Source organism: Sinorhizobium sp. P24N7, assembly GCF_042436655.1.
In the GTDB taxonomy this organism is placed as follows: domain Bacteria; phylum Pseudomonadota; class Alphaproteobacteria; order Rhizobiales; family Rhizobiaceae; genus Sinorhizobium; species Sinorhizobium meliloti_A.
This window is the reverse complement of the sequence record NZ_JBHMIW010000002.1, coordinates 125,528-146,572: the sequence shown is the minus strand read 5'-3', so window position 1 is coordinate 146,572 and position 21,045 is coordinate 125,528. Positions and strand designations below refer to the sequence as shown.

At 59.8% G+C, this 21,045-nt stretch carries 16 protein-coding genes; 5 read left to right on the top strand and 11 right to left on the bottom strand.

The annotated features are described in order from the left end of the window. The first annotated feature begins 168 nt into the window (after positions 1-168). The 3 genes from ACFHWW_RS03535 (at position 169) to ACFHWW_RS03525 (ending at position 2,723) form a co-directional block, all read left to right on the top strand. Entirely contained in the window at positions 169-897 is a 729-nt protein-coding gene (locus tag ACFHWW_RS03535; protein WP_283067884.1) for a siderophore-interacting protein, read from the top strand. 250 nt (positions 898-1,147) lie between these two features. Further along, the gene (locus tag ACFHWW_RS03530) at positions 1,148-1,378 is read left to right on the top strand and encodes a hypothetical protein (protein WP_379937335.1); all 231 of its coding nucleotides are present in this window, start codon (positions 1,148-1,150) and stop codon (positions 1,376-1,378) included. Between the two features lie 139 nt (positions 1,379-1,517). Then, positions 1,518-2,723, top strand: a complete 1,206-nt coding sequence (locus ACFHWW_RS03525; RefSeq protein ID WP_379937334.1) for an MFS transporter — start codon at positions 1,518-1,520, stop codon at positions 2,721-2,723. A gap of 434 nt (positions 2,724-3,157) precedes the next feature. Here the strand turns inward: ACFHWW_RS03525 and ACFHWW_RS03520 are convergent, their stop codons facing one another. After that, positions 3,158-3,856 (bottom strand): type 1 glutamine amidotransferase domain-containing protein, encoded by a 699-nt coding sequence (locus ACFHWW_RS03520; protein WP_283067886.1) that lies wholly within the window; start codon positions 3,854-3,856, stop codon positions 3,158-3,160. 192 nt (positions 3,857-4,048) lie between these two features. Between ACFHWW_RS03520 and ACFHWW_RS03515 the strand changes: the two genes are divergently transcribed. Beyond that, positions 4,049-4,552 (top strand): TetR/AcrR family transcriptional regulator, encoded by a 504-nt coding sequence (locus tag ACFHWW_RS03515; protein ID WP_283067888.1) that lies wholly within the window; start codon positions 4,049-4,051, stop codon positions 4,550-4,552. A 209-nt stretch (positions 4,553-4,761) separates the two neighbouring features. On the opposite strand, the gene ACFHWW_RS03510 is transcribed toward ACFHWW_RS03515, so the two are convergent. From ACFHWW_RS03510 to ACFHWW_RS03475, 8 genes are all read right to left on the bottom strand, one after another. Next, positions 4,762-5,808 (bottom strand): ABC transporter ATP-binding protein, encoded by a 1,047-nt coding sequence (locus ACFHWW_RS03510; protein WP_283067889.1) that lies wholly within the window; start codon positions 5,806-5,808, stop codon positions 4,762-4,764. 24 nt (positions 5,809-5,832) lie between these two features. Next, positions 5,833-7,554: a glycoside hydrolase family 32 protein gene (locus ACFHWW_RS03505; protein ID WP_283067890.1), complete on the bottom strand. Its 1,722-nt coding sequence runs from the start codon at positions 7,552-7,554 to the stop codon at positions 5,833-5,835. Between the two features lie 3 nt (positions 7,555-7,557). After that, positions 7,558-8,451: a carbohydrate ABC transporter permease gene (locus ACFHWW_RS03500; protein WP_283067892.1), complete on the bottom strand. Its 894-nt coding sequence runs from the start codon at positions 8,449-8,451 to the stop codon at positions 7,558-7,560. Further along, the gene (locus ACFHWW_RS03495; RefSeq protein ID WP_283067893.1) at positions 8,444-9,385 is read right to left on the bottom strand and encodes a carbohydrate ABC transporter permease; all 942 of its coding nucleotides are present in this window, start codon (positions 9,383-9,385) and stop codon (positions 8,444-8,446) included. Before ACFHWW_RS03495 ends, ACFHWW_RS03500 begins: the two co-directional genes overlap by 8 nt. A gap of 125 nt (positions 9,386-9,510) precedes the next feature. Next, a complete protein-coding gene (locus tag ACFHWW_RS03490; RefSeq protein ID WP_283067894.1) occupies positions 9,511-10,791 on the bottom strand; it encodes a sugar ABC transporter substrate-binding protein in 1,281 nt (426 codons plus the stop codon). A gap of 41 nt (positions 10,792-10,832) precedes the next feature. Next, entirely contained in the window at positions 10,833-11,837 is a 1,005-nt protein-coding gene (locus tag ACFHWW_RS03485; RefSeq protein WP_283067895.1) for a LacI family DNA-binding transcriptional regulator, read from the bottom strand. Between the two features lie 390 nt (positions 11,838-12,227). Next, the gene (locus tag ACFHWW_RS03480; protein WP_283067896.1) at positions 12,228-15,368 is read right to left on the bottom strand and encodes an efflux RND transporter permease subunit; all 3,141 of its coding nucleotides are present in this window, start codon (positions 15,366-15,368) and stop codon (positions 12,228-12,230) included. Further along, on the bottom strand, positions 15,368-16,438 hold the full coding sequence (locus tag ACFHWW_RS03475) for an efflux RND transporter periplasmic adaptor subunit (RefSeq protein WP_283067897.1): 1,071 nt from the start codon (positions 16,436-16,438) through the stop codon (positions 15,368-15,370). Before ACFHWW_RS03475 ends, ACFHWW_RS03480 begins: the two co-directional genes overlap by 1 nt. Positions 16,439-17,746: 1,308 nt before the next feature. Here ACFHWW_RS03475 and ACFHWW_RS03470 point away from each other — a divergent pair. After that, positions 17,747-18,040, top strand: a complete 294-nt coding sequence (locus ACFHWW_RS03470; RefSeq protein ID WP_379937333.1) for a DUF982 domain-containing protein — start codon at positions 17,747-17,749, stop codon at positions 18,038-18,040. Positions 18,041-18,273: 233 nt separating this feature from the next. Here the strand turns inward: ACFHWW_RS03470 and ACFHWW_RS03465 are convergent, their stop codons facing one another. Both ACFHWW_RS03465 and ACFHWW_RS03460 read right to left on the bottom strand, forming a co-directional pair. Next, positions 18,274-19,101, bottom strand: coding sequence for a calcium-binding protein (locus ACFHWW_RS03465; RefSeq protein WP_379937332.1), 828 nt, complete (start codon positions 19,099-19,101; stop codon positions 18,274-18,276). A gap of 714 nt (positions 19,102-19,815) precedes the next feature. Continuing rightward, positions 19,816-20,103: a type II toxin-antitoxin system death-on-curing family toxin gene (locus ACFHWW_RS03460; protein ID WP_379937331.1), complete on the bottom strand. Its 288-nt coding sequence runs from the start codon at positions 20,101-20,103 to the stop codon at positions 19,816-19,818. Positions 20,104-21,045: the final 942 nt, after the last annotated feature.

Sequence of the window (21,045 nt, the reverse complement as noted above, 5' to 3'; positions counted from 1 at the left end):
CCGTCACAAGCTCAACGAGGCTGAACCAGAAAAACTCACAAACCAGTTGGCGCTGTCAGGATATCGCTACAGGCTGTCCGTTCCTCAATATCGGCCGCCGCGCAAGTCCTTTAAGCCTTTCCAGAACGCCTGGTGAATCTAGGACAATAGCGACGAGGCCGTGCGGATATGAACAAAGCGGATGTGAATCCCCCCTACGATATCTTCAGCGTGACCGTAAAAAAAGCGACGTTGATAACCCCGCTCTTGAAGCGCATAAGCGTGGATGCGCAAGAAGTATCGGGGCTGCGACCAGATCTGCCTGGTCAATACCTGAAAGTTTTCGTTCGCGACTCAGACGGATTTCGGCAGCCTGGGCGCGCTTATACTGTTAGGCGGTTCAATCCGACGACGAGTGAACTTGAGCTCGACTTTGTATTGCACGGCGACGAGGGCAACATATCCAGGTGGGCGTCCCGAGCAGAAGCCGGCGATAGATTGGAAATAAGCAGGCCTAACACGCGGAGCGGAATCTCGATTAATCCGGAAATCAGGAACTACATTCTTTTCGCCGACGAGACCGGTTTGCCAGCTGTCGCCGCCATCGTGGAGGCGCTTCCTCCGACGGCGGAAGCGCAAGTATTCATTGAGATCGCGAATGCTGAAGAGATGCAGTCCGTTGGCGCAGCGGCGGCAGTTTCAGTGCGCTGGCTCTGCCGCGAGCTCGGCGAGACACTGGTTGATGCTGTTAAGGATCTATCCGTCCCATCGGGTTCCCTGGTTTGGGTAACGGCAGAATCAGGCCAGGTTTCGGCGATCAGGACCGAGCTAAAAAGACAACAATCGCTTGAAACCTGCGCGGTTCATGCGAGCGGGTACTGGAAGAAGGGCGTGGCGGATCACCGCGAACCTGACTGACCTATGTCCCATTGGTGCAAATCGCGGTCGTGACCGATAGTGCGCAAGCGCTGCAGCACCTTTCCAAGCCGCCGAGGAGGGGCAGCGGAGTAGCGTCGTAGACGTAGGAAGTGGCACCCGAATTTACAGAGCAGGGGCGGGCACTAACATAGTGGGGCAAGCGCCCGGGTGCTTACCGCTTAGTCGATGTTGCCGTTTCAACTTGAAAGCGTCGCGATCCCGAGCCGGCTAAAACCTCTGGGAACGCCGGATGCGAGGAAGCGAGGGAGACCAACGCGCAGGTAGAGGACCCAACGGGCAGCCACGTTTCGACTGGCCTGTCGTCGCCAACGTCGACCTGAAGGCGGCAGGTTACCTGCGCGCCCACGCCTGTTGCACCGCACTGACGCTGCCCATCGGCAACGCCGGATCGATCGTCGTGATAAGCGTTGACGTAAGTCGGAACTCGCGCGTCTGCCCGGAGGTCGGCAGAATCCAGTGATGGTCATCGGGTGGACCCGCGCATAAGCATGCGGATCCTGTTCTTGACGGATTAGCGACGTAAGTCGGCATTATATCGAAAACCCGTTCTCCGTTCCAGAGTTAGATGGCTGGAACTCAGGAAATCAAAAGATGGGTCCATGACAGATTCGAAATTGAAGCTGGCCCGCAGGAATTCTGCGATCAACCCCGATGCTGATGTGCAGTTGCGAGACAGTAAGCGCGCTACGCGGCTTTCCTTCTTCATTTCAGGCTTCGCGCTGGCATGCTGGGCACCGATGGTGCCATACGCGCAAAGCCGCATTGACGCAGATTCTGCGACCTTGGGATCGGTGCTTCTGTGCCTTGGCCTTGGCGCGGTCGTGGGCATGCCGACTGCAGGTATAGTCTCCAACAGGATAGGAAGCAGGCCAGTCTTGATTGCCGGGGCTGTGGGCCTAGCCACGGTGCTGCCGCTCATGGCGGCGCTGGCGAACCCGATAGTCCTCGCAATTGCACTTCTGCTGTTTGGTTGCGCAATTGGCGCGATTGATGTCGCCACCAATATGCATGGAGCCGAAGTTCAAGATCTTGCAGGCGTGCCCCTGATGTCAGGGTTTCACGGCGTCTACAGTATTGGCGGGCTGGTCGGGGCGGCAGGAATGACTTTCCTTATCGCGGTCGGGCCCGGCGTCCTCGCCGCTTCCGCCGTGGCATCATTGGTTATGATCATTTGCATTGTTTGCGCGGTACCCGGATTTCTTAAAACGAAGCCAGCTTCCGACGGGGCGATTTTTGCGGTTCCCAGAGGAAGGGTGCTCGCGGTCGGTTTGCTTTTGATGGTCATCTTCCTAGCGGAAGGTGCGATGCTCGACTGGGGAGCCATTTTGCTGACCTCCAAGAAATTGAAAGTTTCATTTTCGGGCAGCGGCTATGCTCTCTTTGCAATCGCGATGACCGTTAGTAGATTTGTGGGCGACAAGGCGGTTGAACGCCTCGGCGAGTCCATGATGCTCGTCTTCGGCATTTCAGTGGCTGCTTTGGGTATAATCTTCGCCGCCTACGCCGAGACTGTCTCGATGACTTTGGCAGCCATCACCATCGCAGGGCTGGCCGCGGGAAATATAGTCCCGATCCTGTTCTCGCTCGCTGCGGTACAGCGATCGATGCCGGCCCCCCAAGCAATCGCCGCGACGGGAACGCTTGGTTATGCTGGAATTTTGATCGGACCCGCACTCATCGGTCACGCTGCCGAGGTCATTGGGCTTCCAAATGCAATTGCTGGCGTTGGCATATTAGCAATCGTCGCCCTGCTTCTCATTCCAGCGATCTCATTTCGTGAATCGACCATTGCCTCCGCGCATTGAGTGATCTGATTATCCTCAGTCCTTTGCCGCGTTGGAATTTGCACGGCAAAGGACCGATATTGGATCAGACTATATGGCTGGATTCGTCGATGAGGAACAACCTCTGGTGCGGCTGCTTCGCAGTGCCGACGACAGCGAAGCGGATGAGCGCGACAACAGCGACCGGCTGACCAAGATTGCCGAAAGCTTGGGATGCCGCCCTCCCAATCCGCCCATGAGAAATCTCACTTTTGATTATCGACAGGGCTTTGCGCTACGGGAAAGTTGGTCATCGAAAGCCAGTCGTATCACGCGGAAGGCAGGTCCGATCGCGCAACGTCTTCGAGTATCGGCGTGGCGCCCGACAACCGTTGACACGGCGCCAATTTGGGGTCTCTTGGTGCTTGAAAGCTTCTCTTTCTGGGGCGCTCTTGAGCGCCCCAGAAGCTCAGGATTTAGCCGAGACGCTCAGCAAGGGCTTCGGCGAGCGGCACGGCAGAAGCCGGGCTCTGACCCGTCATCAGGACGCCATCGATGACGACGTTCGGTTCCCAGTTCGCCTTGCTCTGGTAGTCGGCACCGCGGTTCTTGAGTTCGTCCTCGAGCGAGAACAGCAGGTGGTTGAGCAGTTCGATTTCGGTGTCTTCGGCGTTCTTGAAGCCGGTGAGGCTTATGCCTTTCACTAGGTACTGCCCATCGTCCTTTTTGATGTCGCGCAGGATCGCCGGCGCATGGCACACCATGGCGATCGGACGACCTACCTTGTGAAAGTCACGGATCAGCTTGATGGCGAAGGAGTCGGAGGCGAGATCCCACAGCAGGCCGTAACCACCGGGGAAGAAGACAGCGTCGAACGTGCTGTAGTCGATGTTACGCAGCTTGCGGGTATTACGAGCAGCAAAGATAGCGACCGGATCGGCCAGGAAACGGTCTGTATATTCGGTGGTAAACGGCGCCTTCCTGCTGAGAAGGTCGATCGGAGCTTCGCCGCCTCGGGGAGAGGCGAACACGACCTCATGGCCGGCTTCGGTCAAAATATAGTAGGGCGCGGCGAGTTCATGAAACCACGTGCCGGTCTGCTTGCCGCTGATGCCCATTTCGTCAACCGAGGACATGACGAGGAGGATGCGCTTTTGCTTGTTGCCAGTGCTCATAGGAGCTTCCTTTCGGTTCGGTAATTGTTCTGTCTATCTAGCGATAGATAGGCGGCGATTACTTAGCCGCTCCTTCCGCGACTTGCAAGACCTATCTACCGATAGATAAGCAAATCATGTTCGGCGTTGTTTTTTGGGTCGGATTAGCCTATCTACTGATAGATCGAGAACGGCATCTAAAAGGCTATAAGAATGAGCGAAACAACAGATGCGATAATGGACGCCGCGGAGGAGCGGATTCGCCGAGCAGGCTACAGTGGCTTTAGCTTTCGCGAGATTGCTGTCGACGTAGGCGTGAAGAGCGCCAGCGTTCACTATCATTTTCCGACTAAGGAGAAGCTCGCGGCAGCAGTCGCCCGCCGTTACACGGATCGTTTTCTAGCAGCCGTCGACCACCAGGTCGCCGGCGGCGAAGATATCGTCGAAGCTTGGCGGCAAGTCTTTCGCGTTGCTCTACATCGCGACGGGAGAATGTGCCTGTGCGGCGCGTTGGGGGCGACGTCGCAAGATTTGGCCGGTGAAGTCAGAGAGGAAGTGAAAAGGTTCTTCCTGCTCGGAATCGACAAACTAATGGAGGCAGGATTGTCTCACAACAGCGCGCTGCAGGTGCTCGCCACCCTCGAAGGCGCAATGCTGACGGCGAATGTTCTCGAAGACCCCTCCATGTTTGACAACGGTACCGCCGCCCTCGCCTAAACTGCCAGCCTTTCGGGAAGGGCGGCCACCTTACGCCCCTTGAATGACCGATTGGCATTGCACCGCCTCGTAAGGTTGCCATTCCGGCGCAAGGGGGCGTCCGGCAACGCTGCGGAGCATTCGCGAGATAGCGAAGCCAGAGCAACCTGATAGTCACGGCGTTGCCGCACGCTTGCTGATGCCAAATTTCCCGGTGCGCTGAAGGCCAATCAGTTTGCGCGTAGCCCCTGCGATGTAAACAAGTGGACCCTTCTTATGTCGGGGGCGACCATGACCGTCTGGCCGGGTTGAAGATCGATCCGGTCGCGCAGCACGAGGTTTACGTCTGCCGGGCCGATCTTCGCCAGCACATGTGTTTCGGACCCGGTCGGCTCGACCACGACCACGCTGGCGGGGACACCATGCTCGCCAATCGTCAGATGTTCCGGACGGACACCGTAGACCGCCGCTGTCCCGCCTTGATAGCCATCGGGTAGTGGAAGCGCTGCCCCGCCATGGGTGACAAACTGCCCATTGGCGATCGCCCCCTCGAAGAGGTTCATCGCAGGCGAGCCGATGAAGGTGGCGACGAAGGTGTTGGCCGGCCGGTCGTAAAGCTCCAGCGGTTTGCCGATCTGCTCGACATTGCCGCCGCGCATGACGACGATCCGGTCGGCCATCGTCATCGCCTCGATCTGGTCGTGGGTGACATAAACCGTGGTGGTTTTCAGCCGCTGATGCAGATCCTTGATCTCGGCGCGCATCGTGACGCGGAGCTTGGCGTCGAGGTTCGAAAGCGGCTCGTCGAAAAGGTAGACCTGCGGCTGGCGGACGATCGCCCGTCCCATTGCCACGCGCTGCCGCTGGCCACCGGAAAGCTGTTTCGGCAGGCGATCGAGCAGCGGCCCGAGCGCCAGGATGTCGGCCGCTTCGCGCACGCTCTTTTCGATCGTGGCCCTGTCCTGACCGTTCAGCTTAAGCGCGAAGCCCATGTTTTCCGCGACGGTCATGTGCGGATAAAGGGCATAGCTTTGGAAGACCATGGCGATGTCACGCTCCTTCGGGGCCACGTCGTTGACAAGGCGGCCACCGATGCGGATCTCGCCGCCGCTGATGTCCTCTAGCCCCGCAAGCATGCGCAACAGGGTCGACTTGCCACAGCCGGAAGGGCCGACGAGGGTGACGAACTCACCATCTTCGATGTTCATGGAGATGTCATGAATCACCGGAACGGCGCCGTATTGTTTGCGAACCTGATCCATCGAGACGGATGCCATGAAATTTCTCCTTTTGAGTCTCAGCTATAGCTTGAGCTGCCAGATCTTTGCGGCGGCGACATTGCCTGTGGGCGCGCTGAGGTAGGCGGAACGAACGCCTGCAACTCCGGGCAAACGCTTGGTCCCCGTCCAGCGACCGTTATCCGCAAAGACCTCGATCGACCCCATGTCCAGAAAGATGCGAAGCGTCGAGGGCGTTGCTCCGGCTGCGAGGTAGCGGGGCAGCAGTTTGCCGTCGGGAATGTCGTAGACGATGCTCAGCCCTTCCGGATCGACCCGGACGCCGAGCTCGACGTCGGGATGGTCGAATTCGAGATCGAAGGCGGCGCCGGGGGCGGCGAGATCGATCACGATCTCAACGGCTCCGTTGGCGAGTTCCACCCTGTCTCCGGAAAGCAGTCGCCGCTCGTCGATCAAATCTTGGCGCAAGCTGTCGACCGCATCGACCGGTGGGGTTAGCAACACACCCTCATCAAGCAGTACCCGGCGGGGGAGCGTCATGGCCGTGGGAAAATCGATCCTCTTCGAGATCTCCGTCCAGTTCGCCAGCCACGCGATGCCCACGGGGCCGGAATGGTCGACGAAGGCCTGGAAGGCATAGGCGTCGGTGGCAAAATCGAGTTCCTGCTCGAACTCCTTGACGAAGGTGCTGCCGTCGAAGCGGCCGACGGTTGCAAGCGTGATGTTGCGCCGCGCCGTTGCCGGATCGCGGCTGGTGAGCAGTCCGAAGATCAGCGCCCAACGGGTTTGCGGGTCGTCGACAGGACCACCGAGCGGGACCATGCAAGGGCATTCGGCCGCGGTCATGCCGAAGCGGTTCTCGCGGTGAAGAATCCCGACGAAGCTCCAACCAACCGCGGCGTCCGGATCGGCTGTCTCGTAGAGCAGGATTACTCCCCCCGCGTGATCGCGGCTGCCAAGCAGCATCTTCCAGCGGCCGTCCGGACCTTTGATTACATAGGGATCACGGAAATCGAGCGTCAGGTCGAGGCCGGACGGCCGTTGCGGCAGGATGATCTCCGCCGGAGCGGCGCTGATCTGGTCGCGACTGACGGCAGTCAACTGGATCTGCTCTTCCGGCTCGCGATCTTTCACCTGTTCGGTGAAGAAGACACGGATCCCGGGCTCCTCTCCCGCAAGGGGAATTGCCGAGCCGGAGAAGGCGCCGCCGCGGCCGTCCGCGCGAGCCGAAAGCCCCGCCGACGGAAACAGAAACATCGGAAGGTGCTTCCAGCGGAGATAGTCACCCGAGACTGCATGGCCCCAATGCATTGTGTTCCAGCGCAGGCTGTGGGGATAGTGCTGATAGAAGAGATGAACCTTGTCGCCGAAACGGCCGAAACCGTTGGGGTCGTTCATCCAGCCGAAAGGCGGGCGGAAGTGATAGCCGCCAGGAACAAGGGGTGTCGAATTGGCCTCGCCGCTGTAAAGAACAACGATGCCTTTTTCCAAGACGTCCGTTTCCGAGAAAGCATAGACGATGGAGAGTTTGGTGGTCCTGGCGTCATAGCTGAAAGAGATTTCGCCGGCGGTTTCGATCAGGAGCGCCTGGAACTCGAACTCCTCGGTGTTTCGCGCGGTTATGCGACCAATTTCCTGTCCGTCTTGGCTCGCTTTCAGCTCGGCCGGCGTACCCGAATCGACTGGCTTCAGCCACGCGTGGAGCGTGGTCCCGGCGGCAAGCGCGGCGCTGAGTGTTTTCAGGCTGCCGTCGAGAAGGGAAGAGGGGGGCGTATGGCCTGTCATTGATCAACCTTTCACGGCGGAGCCAATAAAGGAACTCACGAACCAGCGCTGGAAGGCGAGGTAGAGGGCGAGGATCGGGATCATCATCAGGACGGAGGCGGCCATCGCGCGGTCCCAGTAGATGCTGTCCTGGCCGAAGAACGTGGCGATCGCGACGGCGATCGGCCGGGCATAGTCGGTCTGCGTTACCAGGATCGGCCAGAGATACTGGTTCCAGCTCTCGATCCCCATGAGGATCGAGACGGTTGCGAGCGCCGGCAGGCTGAGTGGCAGGAAGATCGAGCGGTAGATGCGGAACACCGAAGCGCCGTCGATCTGAGCCGCTTCGAAGAGTTCCTTCGGAAGCTGGGCGAAGAACTGGTAGAACAGGAAGATGTAGAGGGGGCTCGCGATCCAGGGGACGATCTGCACAGCGAAGGTGTCGGTCATGCCGGCCCGCGACACCATGATGACGAGCGGCATGATGATGCTCTCCTGCGGGATCACGTAGAGAGCAATGACCAGGGACAGGACCACGGCGCGGCCGCGTAGCGAACCCCAGGCGAGCACGAAGCCCGCCATCGAATTGACGATCAGGCCGGCGCCGACCGTGCAGGCGAGAATGAACAACGAGTTCAGAAGGTAGCGGCCGAAGGCGAGCTCGCCTGAGAGATTGCTCACTTCCGCGAAATTGGAGAGTGTCGGGTTGGAGACCCAAAAGGCCCGGAAACTTCCCATATCGGCCAGAATCTGGAAGCGGTCGTCCTTGAGGCTCGCGATCACGAGCATGAACAGCGGCGACACGATAACGAGCGCGACCACGAGGATCGAGGCCGTCTGGACGATGCGCAGCGAACCGATCGCGGAGCGCTCGCGCTTTGCCTCTGTCTGCAGGGTGGGGAGAGCGAGATCAGACATCGAAACGCCTCAGAAGTTGACGCTGCAGGAGCGCGATGACGAGAACGATGAGGAAGAGAATGACCGACACGGCCGAAGCGTAGCCGAGTTTCTGTTCCTCGAAACCGGAGCGCACCATGTAATGGACCACGGTCTCGGTGCTGCTTTTCGGGCCGCCTTGGGTCAGGATCGCGACCTGGGTGTAGAGTTTGAAGGCCTGGATCGTGGTGATGACCAGCACGAAGACATGGGTCGGCCTCAAGCCCGGCATGGTCACGTGCCAGAAGCGCTGCAATGCGTTGGCGCCGTCGATGCGGGCGGCATCATAGAGCTCGTCCGGAATGCCCTGGAGGCCGGCGAGATAGACGATCATCTGGAAGCCGTAGGCCTGCCATGCCGACAGGAGCACGATCGAGAACATCGCCCAGTCCGGATCGCCGAGCCAGTCAATCGGCTGGATGTGGCCGCCCGAGAGAAAGCCGATCACCTGATTGAGGGGGCCGGTCGGATACTGGAAGAGCGTGCCCCAGATCACGCAGACGACGACCATGGAGGTGATCGCGGGCAGGAAGAACAAGCTGCGAAAGAAATTGCGGAACGGCAGCTTCTGGTGGAGGAGCAACGCTGTCGCAAAGGCGAGGCCGCATTGCACCGGCAGGATCCAGAAGGTGAAGCGCGAGACGTTCCAGAGTGACGTCCAGAACAGATCATCCTTGAAGATACGCAGGAAGTTTGTGAACCCGATGAAACGGACGGGGGTCGGGCGCGGCACCAGCGGCTGGTTGGTCATCGCCGTCCAGAAAGACAGAAGGAACGGCACGACAAGGAAGATCGTCAGCAGGATGACCGCGGGCGCTAGCATGCCGACTTCCTGGAACAGGCGGCTCTGGTCGCGCCGTCTGGCCGGGCGCGCCGCGACTGCCGTCGCCGCTAGCGCCGGTTGCTGCAAAGTCATGATCTCCTCCTCCTCACAAGATCGCGTCATCGGGAGCCGCGCGACAATGGCTGTCTGGGGCTGTCGGGTCTTTCGGGCGTACGGCCGCGCGGCATTCGCGCCGCGGCCGCACCGTCCTGGAGTTATTACTGTTCGTCGAAGGGCGGATAGCCGTCGTTTTCTTCGATATCCTCGTCGATCTTCTCGGCTGCCGCGGTGAGTGCAGCCTTGACGTCGCCGCCATTGAAGATCTCGTCCACCGCTCCCATGAAGGCCGAGGTGATGATCGGATAGGCCGGATGCGGGGGCCGTGCGATCGCGGTTTTCGATGCCTGCTCGAAGGCCACCGCCATCGCGCCGCCGTCGGCGTAAAGCGGTGAACCGGCGGCGAAGCTCTTCAAGCCAGGATAGGCGGAATCTTCCTTCGCATAATCTCGGAATGCCTTGTCCTTAAGCATGAAGCTGACGAACTTTCCGGCGATATCCGGATGTTCGGAGGCGGTGGTGATCCCCCAGATCCAGGTGCCGTTGGGGCTCGCGCTTTTCTGCCCGAATTTAGGCAGCGGCATGACCACGATGTCGTCCTTCATCGAAGCCGCGGCTTCCGCATAGAACCAGTGACCGCCGAGCGCGAGCGCCGCTGGATGTCCCTCAGCGAAGAACTGGTTGGTGCCGGAGGATTGCGGCACGACCCAGCCGTTCTTCACCCATTTCTGCATCATCGTCAGCGCATCGACACAAGGATCGCTGTCGAGAGTGCCGACAGACTTCCAGGTCTTGCGGTCGATCAGGTCGCAGCCGGCCGATTGCAGGATCGGACCGTAGGCATAGGTGATCCATTCGGTCTTGATGCCGTAGCCGCGGAAGGTGTCGATCGGCCATTTGACGCCGTCGAGGTTCGAGAGCTTTTCGAGATAGCCCTCGAACTCTTCCCGGGTCCAGGCGTCGTCGACCGACTTGGGGATGCGGGCGCCGATCGCTTCGAGATATTTCCTGTTGCCGTAGAGGACGACGGAGGAGTCGGTCAGCCCGACGGCGTAAAGCTCCTTGTCTATGGGGTAGGTGCCCTGCGCGACGTTGGATTCGGTCATGTCGTCGATGACATCCTGATCGATCAACGGCTTGATCGGCTGCAGGTACCCCGACCAGACGTAGTTGGCGAGGAAGGGCGCGTCGAGCTCCATGACGTCCGGCAATTGCTTGGACATGACGGCGGCGCTGAACTTCTCGTTATAGGCGTCGTGGGGAGCATAGATGAGCTCGATGTCGACGTCCGGGTTAGCGGCCTCGAAGCGCTTGGCAACTTCGCCATAGGTCGAGACCCAACCGGGGTCGCCCTGGTGCATCACGTGAATGACGGTTTTTGCTTCCGCCAGGCCGCCGAACGCGACAGACGCCACCAGGAACGAAAGTAAACGATTACCCATCACTGTATCTCCTCCTCAACAGGGTTCACGCAACTACTGATTTATACGGATGACCGCTCCACCAATTGGAACGGAAGCTTGTGCACCTCGCTTGGCATAGTGTCACCGGCAAGCAGGATGTCCGCGGCCAGGCGCCCCATCGCCCGATGCGGCAGGGCCATGGTCGTCAAGGCTGGGTCGAGACGCGATGCAATTTCGACCTGATTGTCGAAGCTGGCGACGGCGACGTCGTCGGGGATTTGCGCCCCGACGCGGCGTAGCGCCGCATAGACCTCCATCGCGACGCGATCATTGCCGCAGAGAATCGCGTCAGGCGGTTCGGATCCGGCCATCAGTTCGGCTACATGCGAAAGAACCAGGCTATGGGCCCTGTCGCTGTAGATCGCCCTGCGGACTGCCGGGAGCACCCGGGCGCCGTCGCCATCGAGCCCGGCTTCGGTCATCGCCTGACGGAAGCCCGACTCGCGCAATTCCCCGGCGAGCAGGCCCGGCAGGTTGATGAAAGCGATATTCCGGCGCCCCGCCTCGATCAGGTAGGTGGTGATCTCGTGCGCCGCGCCGAATTCGTCGGGCACCAGTGACGTCACCCGATCGTTCGCCTCGCGGCAATTGATCATCACGCCAACTGTGCCGGCGAATTCGGCGGGAAGCGAGACCGTCTTGTGATACATGGCCGCGTAGGCAATCGCCCGCGGGCGAAAGCGGCGCACTTCCTCTATCACCGCGCCCACATCGCGGCTGCCGTTCAGGGTCATCGCAAAAACGGCCATGTCAGAGGCTCGCGCCGCACCATCGAGCCCCCGGATGATTTCCGTCGCGAAAGGGGAGGTGATCAACTCGTCGGCAACGACGCCGATCAGCGGCATCCAGCCCTGCCGCATGCTGCGTGCGGCGAGATTGGTGACGTAGCCGAGTTCCTCGGCTATCTCCTTGATGCGCTGCCTGGTCGCTTCGGCCATGCGGGCCGAACCGCCGTGCAGCGCGCCGGAAACCGTCTTGACGGAGACGCCCGCGCGTTCGGCAATGTCGTTGAGGGAGACGGTCACGGCTTCACCAAGGGTTAACGATTACCCACACCTAACATTCACCAACGCTCAAGTCAAATCGAGCAAAATCGCCCCTGTTGACGGAGCGCACTTCATCATCGTGCGGGACCAGGGGTGTCGATTTTCAGAGCGAACTCGGCGCAGCCTGGAACCAGGCCCGACTGTTGGCGGTGACGACATCGTCCGGTCGACGAAAACAGCGAGAAGCTCCATGGGGGGCAACCGGATCAAGAATATCGGCCGGATCATTCGTCGGAGAGCCGACCTTATAGTCGATCGCCTGCGTCCTCATCAGGTCGGCCATGCGGTCCGTTGTGAAAGGGGCATCCCCTCTGCCAAGCCCCTGCACGGGCTCTACGGCACAGACAGGTACGTGGCTTTGGGAATTAATCAGCTCTGGCCATGTCCTCGAGCGGCGGGGCTACGTTTGAAGGCAATCGGCTCGCAATTGTCGAATGCATCCGTTTCCTGCCCGGCGGTTTCGTTGCGTGCCTGCGTCCGGCGTCCGAGCCGTTTCAGTGCCTCAAGCAGGTCGTCGACGAACGTGAAGATGATGGGGATCACAATAAGGCTGAGTAGCGTTGACGTCATTACACCGCCGATCACCACAATGGCCATCGGCCGTCGGAAACTTGAATCGCCCCCCGTCAGGCTCAAAGCAACCGGGAGCATGCCCGATGCCATGGCGATGGTCGTCATGACAATGGGACGCCCGCGCTTGCGGCAGGCATCGACGAGTGCATCGAACCGCGACATTCCCTGGCGGCGCGACATGATCGCGTATTCGACGAGAAGGATCGAGTTTTTCGTCACCACGCCCATGAGCATCAGCAGGCCGATGACCACCGGCATCGAGAAGCTGGTTCCGGTCACCACTAGTGGCAGCAGTGCGCCTCCGAGCGAAAGAGGAAGGGCCATGAGGATGGTGAACGGTTGCAGGAAGTCGTGGAAGAGCAGGACGAGCACCGCATAGACGCAGAACACGCCGATCGCCATCGCAAGAGCGAAGCTTTGGAACAGTTCCGAACTGCGCTGAAGTTCTCCTTGCTTCACGAGCGTGACGCCCGCCGGCAGGTGCTCAAGAGCCGGCAGCGCCTTTGCCTCGCGATAGACGTCGCCCAGGATACGGCCGTTGAGCTCGACGGAAAGGGTCATGTTGCGCATCTGATCGATGCGATCGATCTCGGAAGGACTTCCGCCGATACGTATGTCGGCGATTGATCCAAGATCGACGCTGCCATGGCTTCCGGGCACCCTTATGTTCCTGATGTCGTCGAGATTTGTGCGTGCCTCGGGCTTGAAGCGGACGACGATGGGGATTTGCCGCTGAGGCAGATTGAGCTTTGGCAGGGCGGAAGAGTAGTCTCCACGCGTCGCAACGCGCACGGCTTCCGCGATGGCGCTTGACGTCACCCCGAGTGCGGCTGCGCGTACAAAGTCCGGGGTGATCTGAACCTCAGGCGCCTGCCTCGAAGCGGTCGAAGTCACCGCTCCGATCCCATTGAGCGTTCGGAGTTGCTCCTCAAGCGCATTGGTTGCTTCGTCAAGGGCATTTGAGTCGTCGCTTGCAAGGGTGATGACGAGCTGCGTGCCGTGGCCACCGTTGTCGACCGCAACCCGCACGCCGGGGAGCACCGAGAGGGCCGAGCGGATATCCTTTTCGATCTCTGACTGCTTGCGGTCTCGTTCGTTAATGGGCGTCAGCATGACGTCGAGCGTGGCTGTTCCAATACTGATCTCCGGGCCATCACCCGATGATGCAGAACCGACCGACGAGAAGACATGCGTCACATCGCGCAGCTTGCTTACGATGTCCGCCGCCTTCCTGACCGTTGTGTCCATCTGGTCGATTGTGGCTCCGGGCTGCTGGGTCAGCGTCACCCGGGTCCGGGCGTCGTCGGCAGCCGGCAGGAAGCCCGATTTCAGGAACGGGATGGTGGAAAGCGAGAGTGCGACGAAGACTGCGGTCACGAGGAGCGTTTTCTTCCTGTGCTTCAAAGACGCCTTCACAATCGCCATGTAGGCACGCATGATCCGCCCATCCTCTTCCTGGGTGGAATGCGGCTTCATGAAATAGGCGGCCATCATCGGCGTTAGCAGGCGCGCAACGATCAGAGAGGCGAGTACGGCGACTGCGGCGGTGATGCCGAACTGGCGGAAGAGCAGCCCTGATATGCCGCCCATGAATGCCGTGGGCAGGAAGACCGCGACGAGCGTGAGCGTGGTCGCGACAACTGCTAACCAGATCTCATTGGCCGCCTCGAGGGCTGCATCCATCGGTCGCTTGCCCATCTGGAGGTGGCGAGCGATGTTTTCGATCTCCACGATGGCATCATCGACAAGAATGCCGACCACCAGCGACAGTGCAAGCAGAGTGATGATATTAAGACTGAAGTCAGCGGCGTACATCAAAAGGAAGGTCGGTATGACTGACAACGGCAGCGTCACGGCGGACAAGATCGTCGCGCGCCAATCCCGGAGGAAGAACCAGACCACCACGACCGCGAGGATCGCCCCCTCGAATAACATCCGCATCGAACCGTGATAGTTCTCGAGCACCGCCCCGACGGTGCTGTAGACCTTATCGATCTGCACGTCGGGATGTTCGGCGGCGAACTGTGCTACCTCCTCGTCGACGTCAGCGGCAACGCCGGTGTCCGAGAACCCGTTAGAGCGTTTGATCGCGACAGCGATCACTGGCTGGCCGTCGAGATAGGCAAGCGACGACCGGTCCGCGAAGCTGTCAGTGACGGAAGCGACATCGTCAAGACGGACCTGCTGGCCGTTGGGCAGCGGAACTTGCAGTCTCTTGAGGTCTTCGACGGATGCGACGGCGCCGAGCGTCCGCAACGTCTGGCGGGCTCCGCCGATTTCTCCAAGCCCACCCGACGTATCAGCCTGGACCGACTTCAACTGTGCTGAAACAGTCGCTGCAGTGACCCCGAGCGACGCCATCGTTGTGGGATCGAGGTCGACATGAACTTCGCGATCGATCCCGCCGACGCGACTCACCTGTCCCACTCCCGGCACCGACAGCAGTGCCTTCGTCATGTCGTTGTCGATGAACCAGGAAAGCTCGGTCTCACTAAGATGAGACGAACGGATCGCGTAGGTGACCAGCGCGGCGCTCTGCAGGGTAGCTTTGGTGACGCTCGGCGTCTGCATCTGCGCCGGGAGATCCCCCTTCGCACTGTCGACAGCATTGCGGACCTCGTTTAAAGCGTCATCGGTGTTCTTCTCCAGCTCGAAGGTGACGCTGAGTGCGACGGTTCCGTCGGTGATCGTTGTGGCAATGTGGTTGAGATGAGTCAACGAGGCCACCCGGTCCTCGATAATGCGTGCAACCTCCGTCTCGAGCTGCGCCGGCGCCGCGCCATCGAGTGTCGCGGTTATGCTGATCCTCGGAAGGTCCATATCCGGGAAGTATTGGACCGGCAGGCGCTCAAAAGCCAATATCCCGCCGATCGTGAGCATTGCGAAGAGCAGTATCGCCGGTATGGGATTGAGTATCGACCAGGCGGAGAAATTCATCAGCCTTGCTCGGCGACATTCACGAGGTCGTTGTCCGACAAAAACGCTCCGCCCGATGCCACGATCCTTGAGGACTGATCTATGCCGGAGAGAATCTCGACTTCGCCGTTCTTGTGGCGGCCCGTCTCCGCCCGGACCCGTCGCACCCGCCTGTCGTCGCCGATCGTAAAGACGTAGCTCATGCCGTCGCGGAACACGATCGCTGTCTCGGGAACCGTGAGGGCCGAAGTCGTCTTTAGCTCGATGCTGCCGGTGACATAAAGACCGACAGGCGGATGGACGCCGGCGGGAAGCGTGACATAAACGATTGCGCGGCCGGTCTCGGTGCTGACAGACGGTCCGACAAGTCTCACCTTACCCTGAACGGGGCGCTCATCCGGGACGTTGATCCTGACGCTCAATCCTCCCGCAATGCGTGACAGGAAGCGTGCCGAAACTTCGGCCTGCCACTCGACGCGCTGCTGACGGACCAGGCGGAACAGCTCGGTGCCAGCGGAAACGACTGCGCCGAGATTGGCGGTGCGTGACGTTATCAGCCCGTCGTCTACGGCAGTGACAGTCGTCTGAGCGAGCTTGATCTTCTGGCTGTCGAGCGCGGCCTGTTGGGATTCGAGGCTTGCTATTGCCATCTGTTCGTCAGTTAAACGCTCGGCGACCTTCTCATCCGAAATTGCTCCCGAGGGCCCAAGCTGCCGGGCTCGGTCCGCGTTCGCCTTGGCCTTTGCTAAATCTGCCTTGGCGGTTTCGACGGCTGCGGCTTGCTTTCGAAGGTCCGCCAGCACGCTCTGCTGCGAAAGCTGGACCAGCGTCTGACCCTTGGCCACAACCGATCCGACATCGACCAGAACGTCCGTTACGCGAAGCCCGCTCGTCTCGGAGGCGATGACCGCTTCCTGCCAAGGTTTGAGCCATCCGCTTGCAGGAATTGTTTCCGGCCACTCCCGCAGCGCCGGCGTTACCAGCGATACCGTAAGTGCAGGTGCTGCCAGCTGATCCGCCATGGCACTCCCGAAGGGAAGCAGTGCTGCACAGAAAAGAACAGTGGCGAGTGGGATGGACGGCTTCCTCAACTATAAATCCTCGTAGTTCACGGCATCAGCACATTGCCGAATCCGCGCGAGCGCCATGGAGTTGTTCTTTTTGCTGGATCGCGGTGAGATGGGGTGCGGCATTGATCCTAGGCCCGATGTCACCGTGTCCACGAGCAGCCGGCCACACGATAACCATGCATTCGGAGCGCTGCGTCCGCGGGGGCGCGGTCAGGCTGGACACCTGGTCATTGTCGGAGTCGAGGCACTGTAACCTGTCGAGGAGAGTTTCGTGCAGGTGTTTCAACCGGTTCAGGGCGGCATCGAGCCGCCGAAGCGAAGTTTCCCCTTCGCCCGACCGGGCCTGACCTGTGTTCACCATTGCTGTCTCGTCGGTAGCCAATCAAGAGAGTGCATGCTGGTGCCCGCCGGCAGCTCCTCACCATGCATGCCGCTCCGCCTTCGGATCACGTTTATCTTCATGCAACAGGCCGTAGCATAATCACAATCGATTGTTTGGATGGGGGTCATCGATGCCATGGATATATCGGGGTGAAATGTCCGGCATCGGTCAGCCTGATCGCCGCGGTGCTCGTTCACCACGGCCTTGCCAATCCGGGTGGCAAGAGGCGGTGATCTCGCCCCAACATTGGGTCGAGTTGCGGGGGCCGTAAAACAAAGGCTTGCGGCACTCACCGTCAAAAGTACCTCCACAGTCGGTTGGGGCACCGATCTCCTTCATTCCGCCGCCGAAATGAAATCGGCCGCGCGTACGGGTAAGATCTGCGCCTGTCCCGGGATCCCACGCAAGCACCATGCCAAGGGACACCCCGGGGTTACGGTCGTGAGGGCGCTTAGGATTTCAGCGGCGAGCATTTGTGTCGCAGCATTCCACGCGGGTGGCTCGCTGCTGGTGAGCGGCTCCGCACCGATAGCATGCGTCCAGATAATACGGCAATCCGTCCGACAACCTCCTCAAGCGCTGCCTGAACTCCGTGCTGGAGGAACCAAAAAATGCCGCAAACGCGGATAGAGGTGGCTGCAATTGCGGTGGCGTCTCTTGCGATTCCTTTGCCTAGAGAGGTCTTTGCTTCTCATCTTCGATTTCCGTCAGCGGAGAACGGGGCGGTTGTCTCGCCCAGTGCGCGATGCATGGAGGGGTTCTTCCTGTCGGCGCGGTCACTTGAACTCGGGAGTGCAGCCCAGCTTAGCCCGGTCGCGGACCTGCCCTGATGCGCGATATTTTGCGCCGCTTGGCTTATGGGTCATCAAGGGTAACGAATCGTTGTAGCGTGGGAACGAACACGAGGGGTTTGCGGTTCTGAGTACGATCTTCGAGGAGGTCCGAAAATGAGAGAAGTGCCATGGCGTGCCCCACTGTGGGTGACGTTGCAAAACGGCATGAAGCGCCAGTTCTGCGGGCCCTACGACGCACTTGATTTCCTGGAGAATGAATGGCCGAGGCAGGGGATGCAGCACGCACGGGCGGTGCAGGTCTGCCGTGAAGCGTTGCATCACTCCGAATACGCGAATTCCGCAAGGAATTGCTTCATAGCGGCATGCGTTGAAGCGTCTCTCCGATGCAGTGAAGCTGAGAATCTGCGCTCTCGCGCCGAAGCGAAGATGGTGAGCCGGCACAGATAAGCTGGGCTGTGTGGCTTCTTCAAACTTAAATGCGAGCGGCACGCCCCTCGGGTTGTTCTCAGGTTCCGGGCATGATGGCGCGCGTCGCCAAGCCGAGCGCCATTTGGGTGGTGGGGCATGCCGATCGAACGCTTCCGACCTTCAGGAGTATTGGGATTGCGACCAGCGGACTCACGGGCAAGCTGAAAACGGCGTGTCCGCTGGGCGCTGCGGCTCGTAGGCAAATAGCGGAATCAGACGAATGTGAAGTCCGACGCGGTCAGGTGGAGATTGGCAAGGTTGCTCACACTGTACACATCAGAAAGGTGAATCAACTCGTCCACGTTGTTTGCCGAGGTGACATAGGCGAGGTTGGCTGTGTGGGTCTTGAAGTCGTGGTAGACGATGATGTCGCCAGCGGCCTCGCCGGAAATCGCCCTCGCGGCGGCTGAGCCACTGGCGAAACTCTGGTCGGTGATCACCACGACGTGCTCGCCCTTCGCACCCGAGGCCGCGCCGCTGTAGAAGGTGTCTACGGGGTAGCCCGACTGCACGCTGGCGTGGTTAATGAAGTTCGCGCCAAAGCCGTCGTTGTAGAGGCCCGCCGCATCGAAGGCGAAGGTATCCTGAGCCGGGTCGAAATCGAGGATGGTGGAGATATCCGGGTCCGGCCCCTGTTTGGGGAACACCCCTGGCATCGGGTTGTGGGAACCGCGCACCGGGTTGTGGAACTGGAACACGAACATGTCGCCCCCGTCGCCCCCTCTCAGCCAATCCCTACCGTCCCCGACGAAGAGAACATCATCGCCGGCACCACCGGAGAGATAGTCATTGTCCTCGCCGGCAATGCGGGGTTTGTCGCGGCCGTTGTCGCCGGAGAGATAGTCGCTGCCCTCTTCGCCGTAGACCTGGTCATTGCCCGAGCCGCCGAGTACCCGGTCATTTCCCGCGCCGCCGAAGGCGCGGTCAGTGCCCGCACGAGAGTCGATCCAGTCATTGCCGGCAAAATCGATGATCACATCGTCGCCATTGCTGCCGAAGAGGGTGTCCGCGCCATCGTTGCCCCGGAAAAACTTTTCCATCGCAAATACTCCTTGTGATGCAATGCCCGACCGCCCGTGACGTCTTCATACTCCTCATGGGACACTTGGCGTAATCGATTGTTTTGATTGAAAGTATCCACGTGATGGATGTATTTCCGCGCACGTCGTCCGACTGAAAATTTCCGGGCCTCGCGGTGGGCGGTGCTCAGGCGCCCAGATAAGCGATCTGAAGATTCGAGGCGTTAAACCGGACCAGGGTCAGGACTTTGGCTACGCCGTCTCTGTGCTACACGATCGCGGCAGACTCCCATCCTGATTAACGCTGAAATCTCACGTTCATTGTCGCGCGGTAATGGGCGCTTTAACGTGCGTGCTGTTCATGCAGACAGGAGGAACGCCACTATTATGCCTTCTCGACACTTAGCTGGTCCCCAGATTCGCGCGACCTTGCAGTTTGCCAAATCCGCCCCGGCTACAGGCGGGAGATGCACAATTTTGGTTTCGGCGCGACGGATTCACTCCAATCCGACTGCCTGACGAAGGTCTATACTAAGCCGGGTGAAGTCCTTGCACTACCGCAACCGATGCTGCCAGGTCGACACGCGCGCTTACGAGGAAGACCCTCGCCAGATCTCCTACCGGCGTAAAACTCGTCATCAGGCGGGCGAACCTCAACTGCTAATACGATCGCCGGTTCGACAACCTCAGCGTTCCCGGTCCGGACCGGATGGACAACCTATGGAAAACTCACAGCTAGCTACTGTCTCTCACTAACCTAGACTTAAACCAGGTCACCAGTTCGTCGAAATCAATCTCTCCAGCGGCGACGGCAACGACGAGATCATCGACGGGTTCATCGTCCGGAATATCCAGCTTATATCCACTACGGTCGATTAAGATCTCGACAAGAAGCCAAGCTGTTCGTTTATTACCGTCCGCAAAACCGTGATTGCCCACCATGCTGTGCAGAAGAGCTGCGGCCTTTTGAGCAATGGGGCGATGATAGCCCGAATAGGGTCGCGCCAGCGCAGACTCGATCAAGTGCAAGCTACTAACGCCTTCCAGGCCGCCATACGTCAGAGCTTCATCGTGAGCTGTGATGGCGTCTGCGAGGGTCAGCCTGTAATGCCGACGGCTAGCGATCTGCCAGGCGCTTCAGCGCCGAACTGCGCTTGGACGAAGCTTCCCTTACCGTAGCCTCCGTTTTCGAGCTTGCCTTAGCAGCACCCTTGTGTGTGACAACCTCCATGAAACGGCCTGTGGCAGCTTCGCGCTTAACCCACCCGCCCTTTACCGGCGTTGTCTCAGATCTCTTCTTCATAATTCTAATCACGATTAAACCTCTGACTTATATGCGGCGTTTCCTTGATCTGCGCAAGGTCACGATGAGTGCCTGCGCCTTTATACCGATTTGCTCTTTGATTGCTTACTATCCTACATATCAGCGATTTTCACTTCACCCGGCGTCGCCTTTCATGATCGAGACGCTTGGCGCCCGCATCGGAGTCGTTGGGGCGACGGTCCCGCACGAGAAGCTGTCAGGAGTCCGTTGCGCTCGTCACGCCTGCAACACGTCAATGTCGCTTGGCATTGTCCGATATACGACAATGTTGGACATGGCGAGACTGCGGTTCAATCGAACACGTTGGTTCCAAAGACGGTTCCTTCGGCACGCATATTGCTTCAGGCATCTTGAGACGCGTCATGGGATCAAAGATAAACGCGCGGAGATGGCGAAATGTTACCACCATGCTTTTTATCAGTACCTTCGTCCGGTCATTCCACAGCTGGACGTTCCAAATGCCGTAGAGGCAAAGGCCCGAACCCCCCAAGCAACAGTCGAGCCGACGCTGCACGGGCGCTTTTGCCGAGTTTGTCCTTGCGCGGCCGCAACGATCACTATGGCCTGCTTGCCGGCAAAATCCTACGGCGGCCGTTCCGATTGAATGGGGCCGAGGGGTTCGCCTACCGCGGGACCAGTCG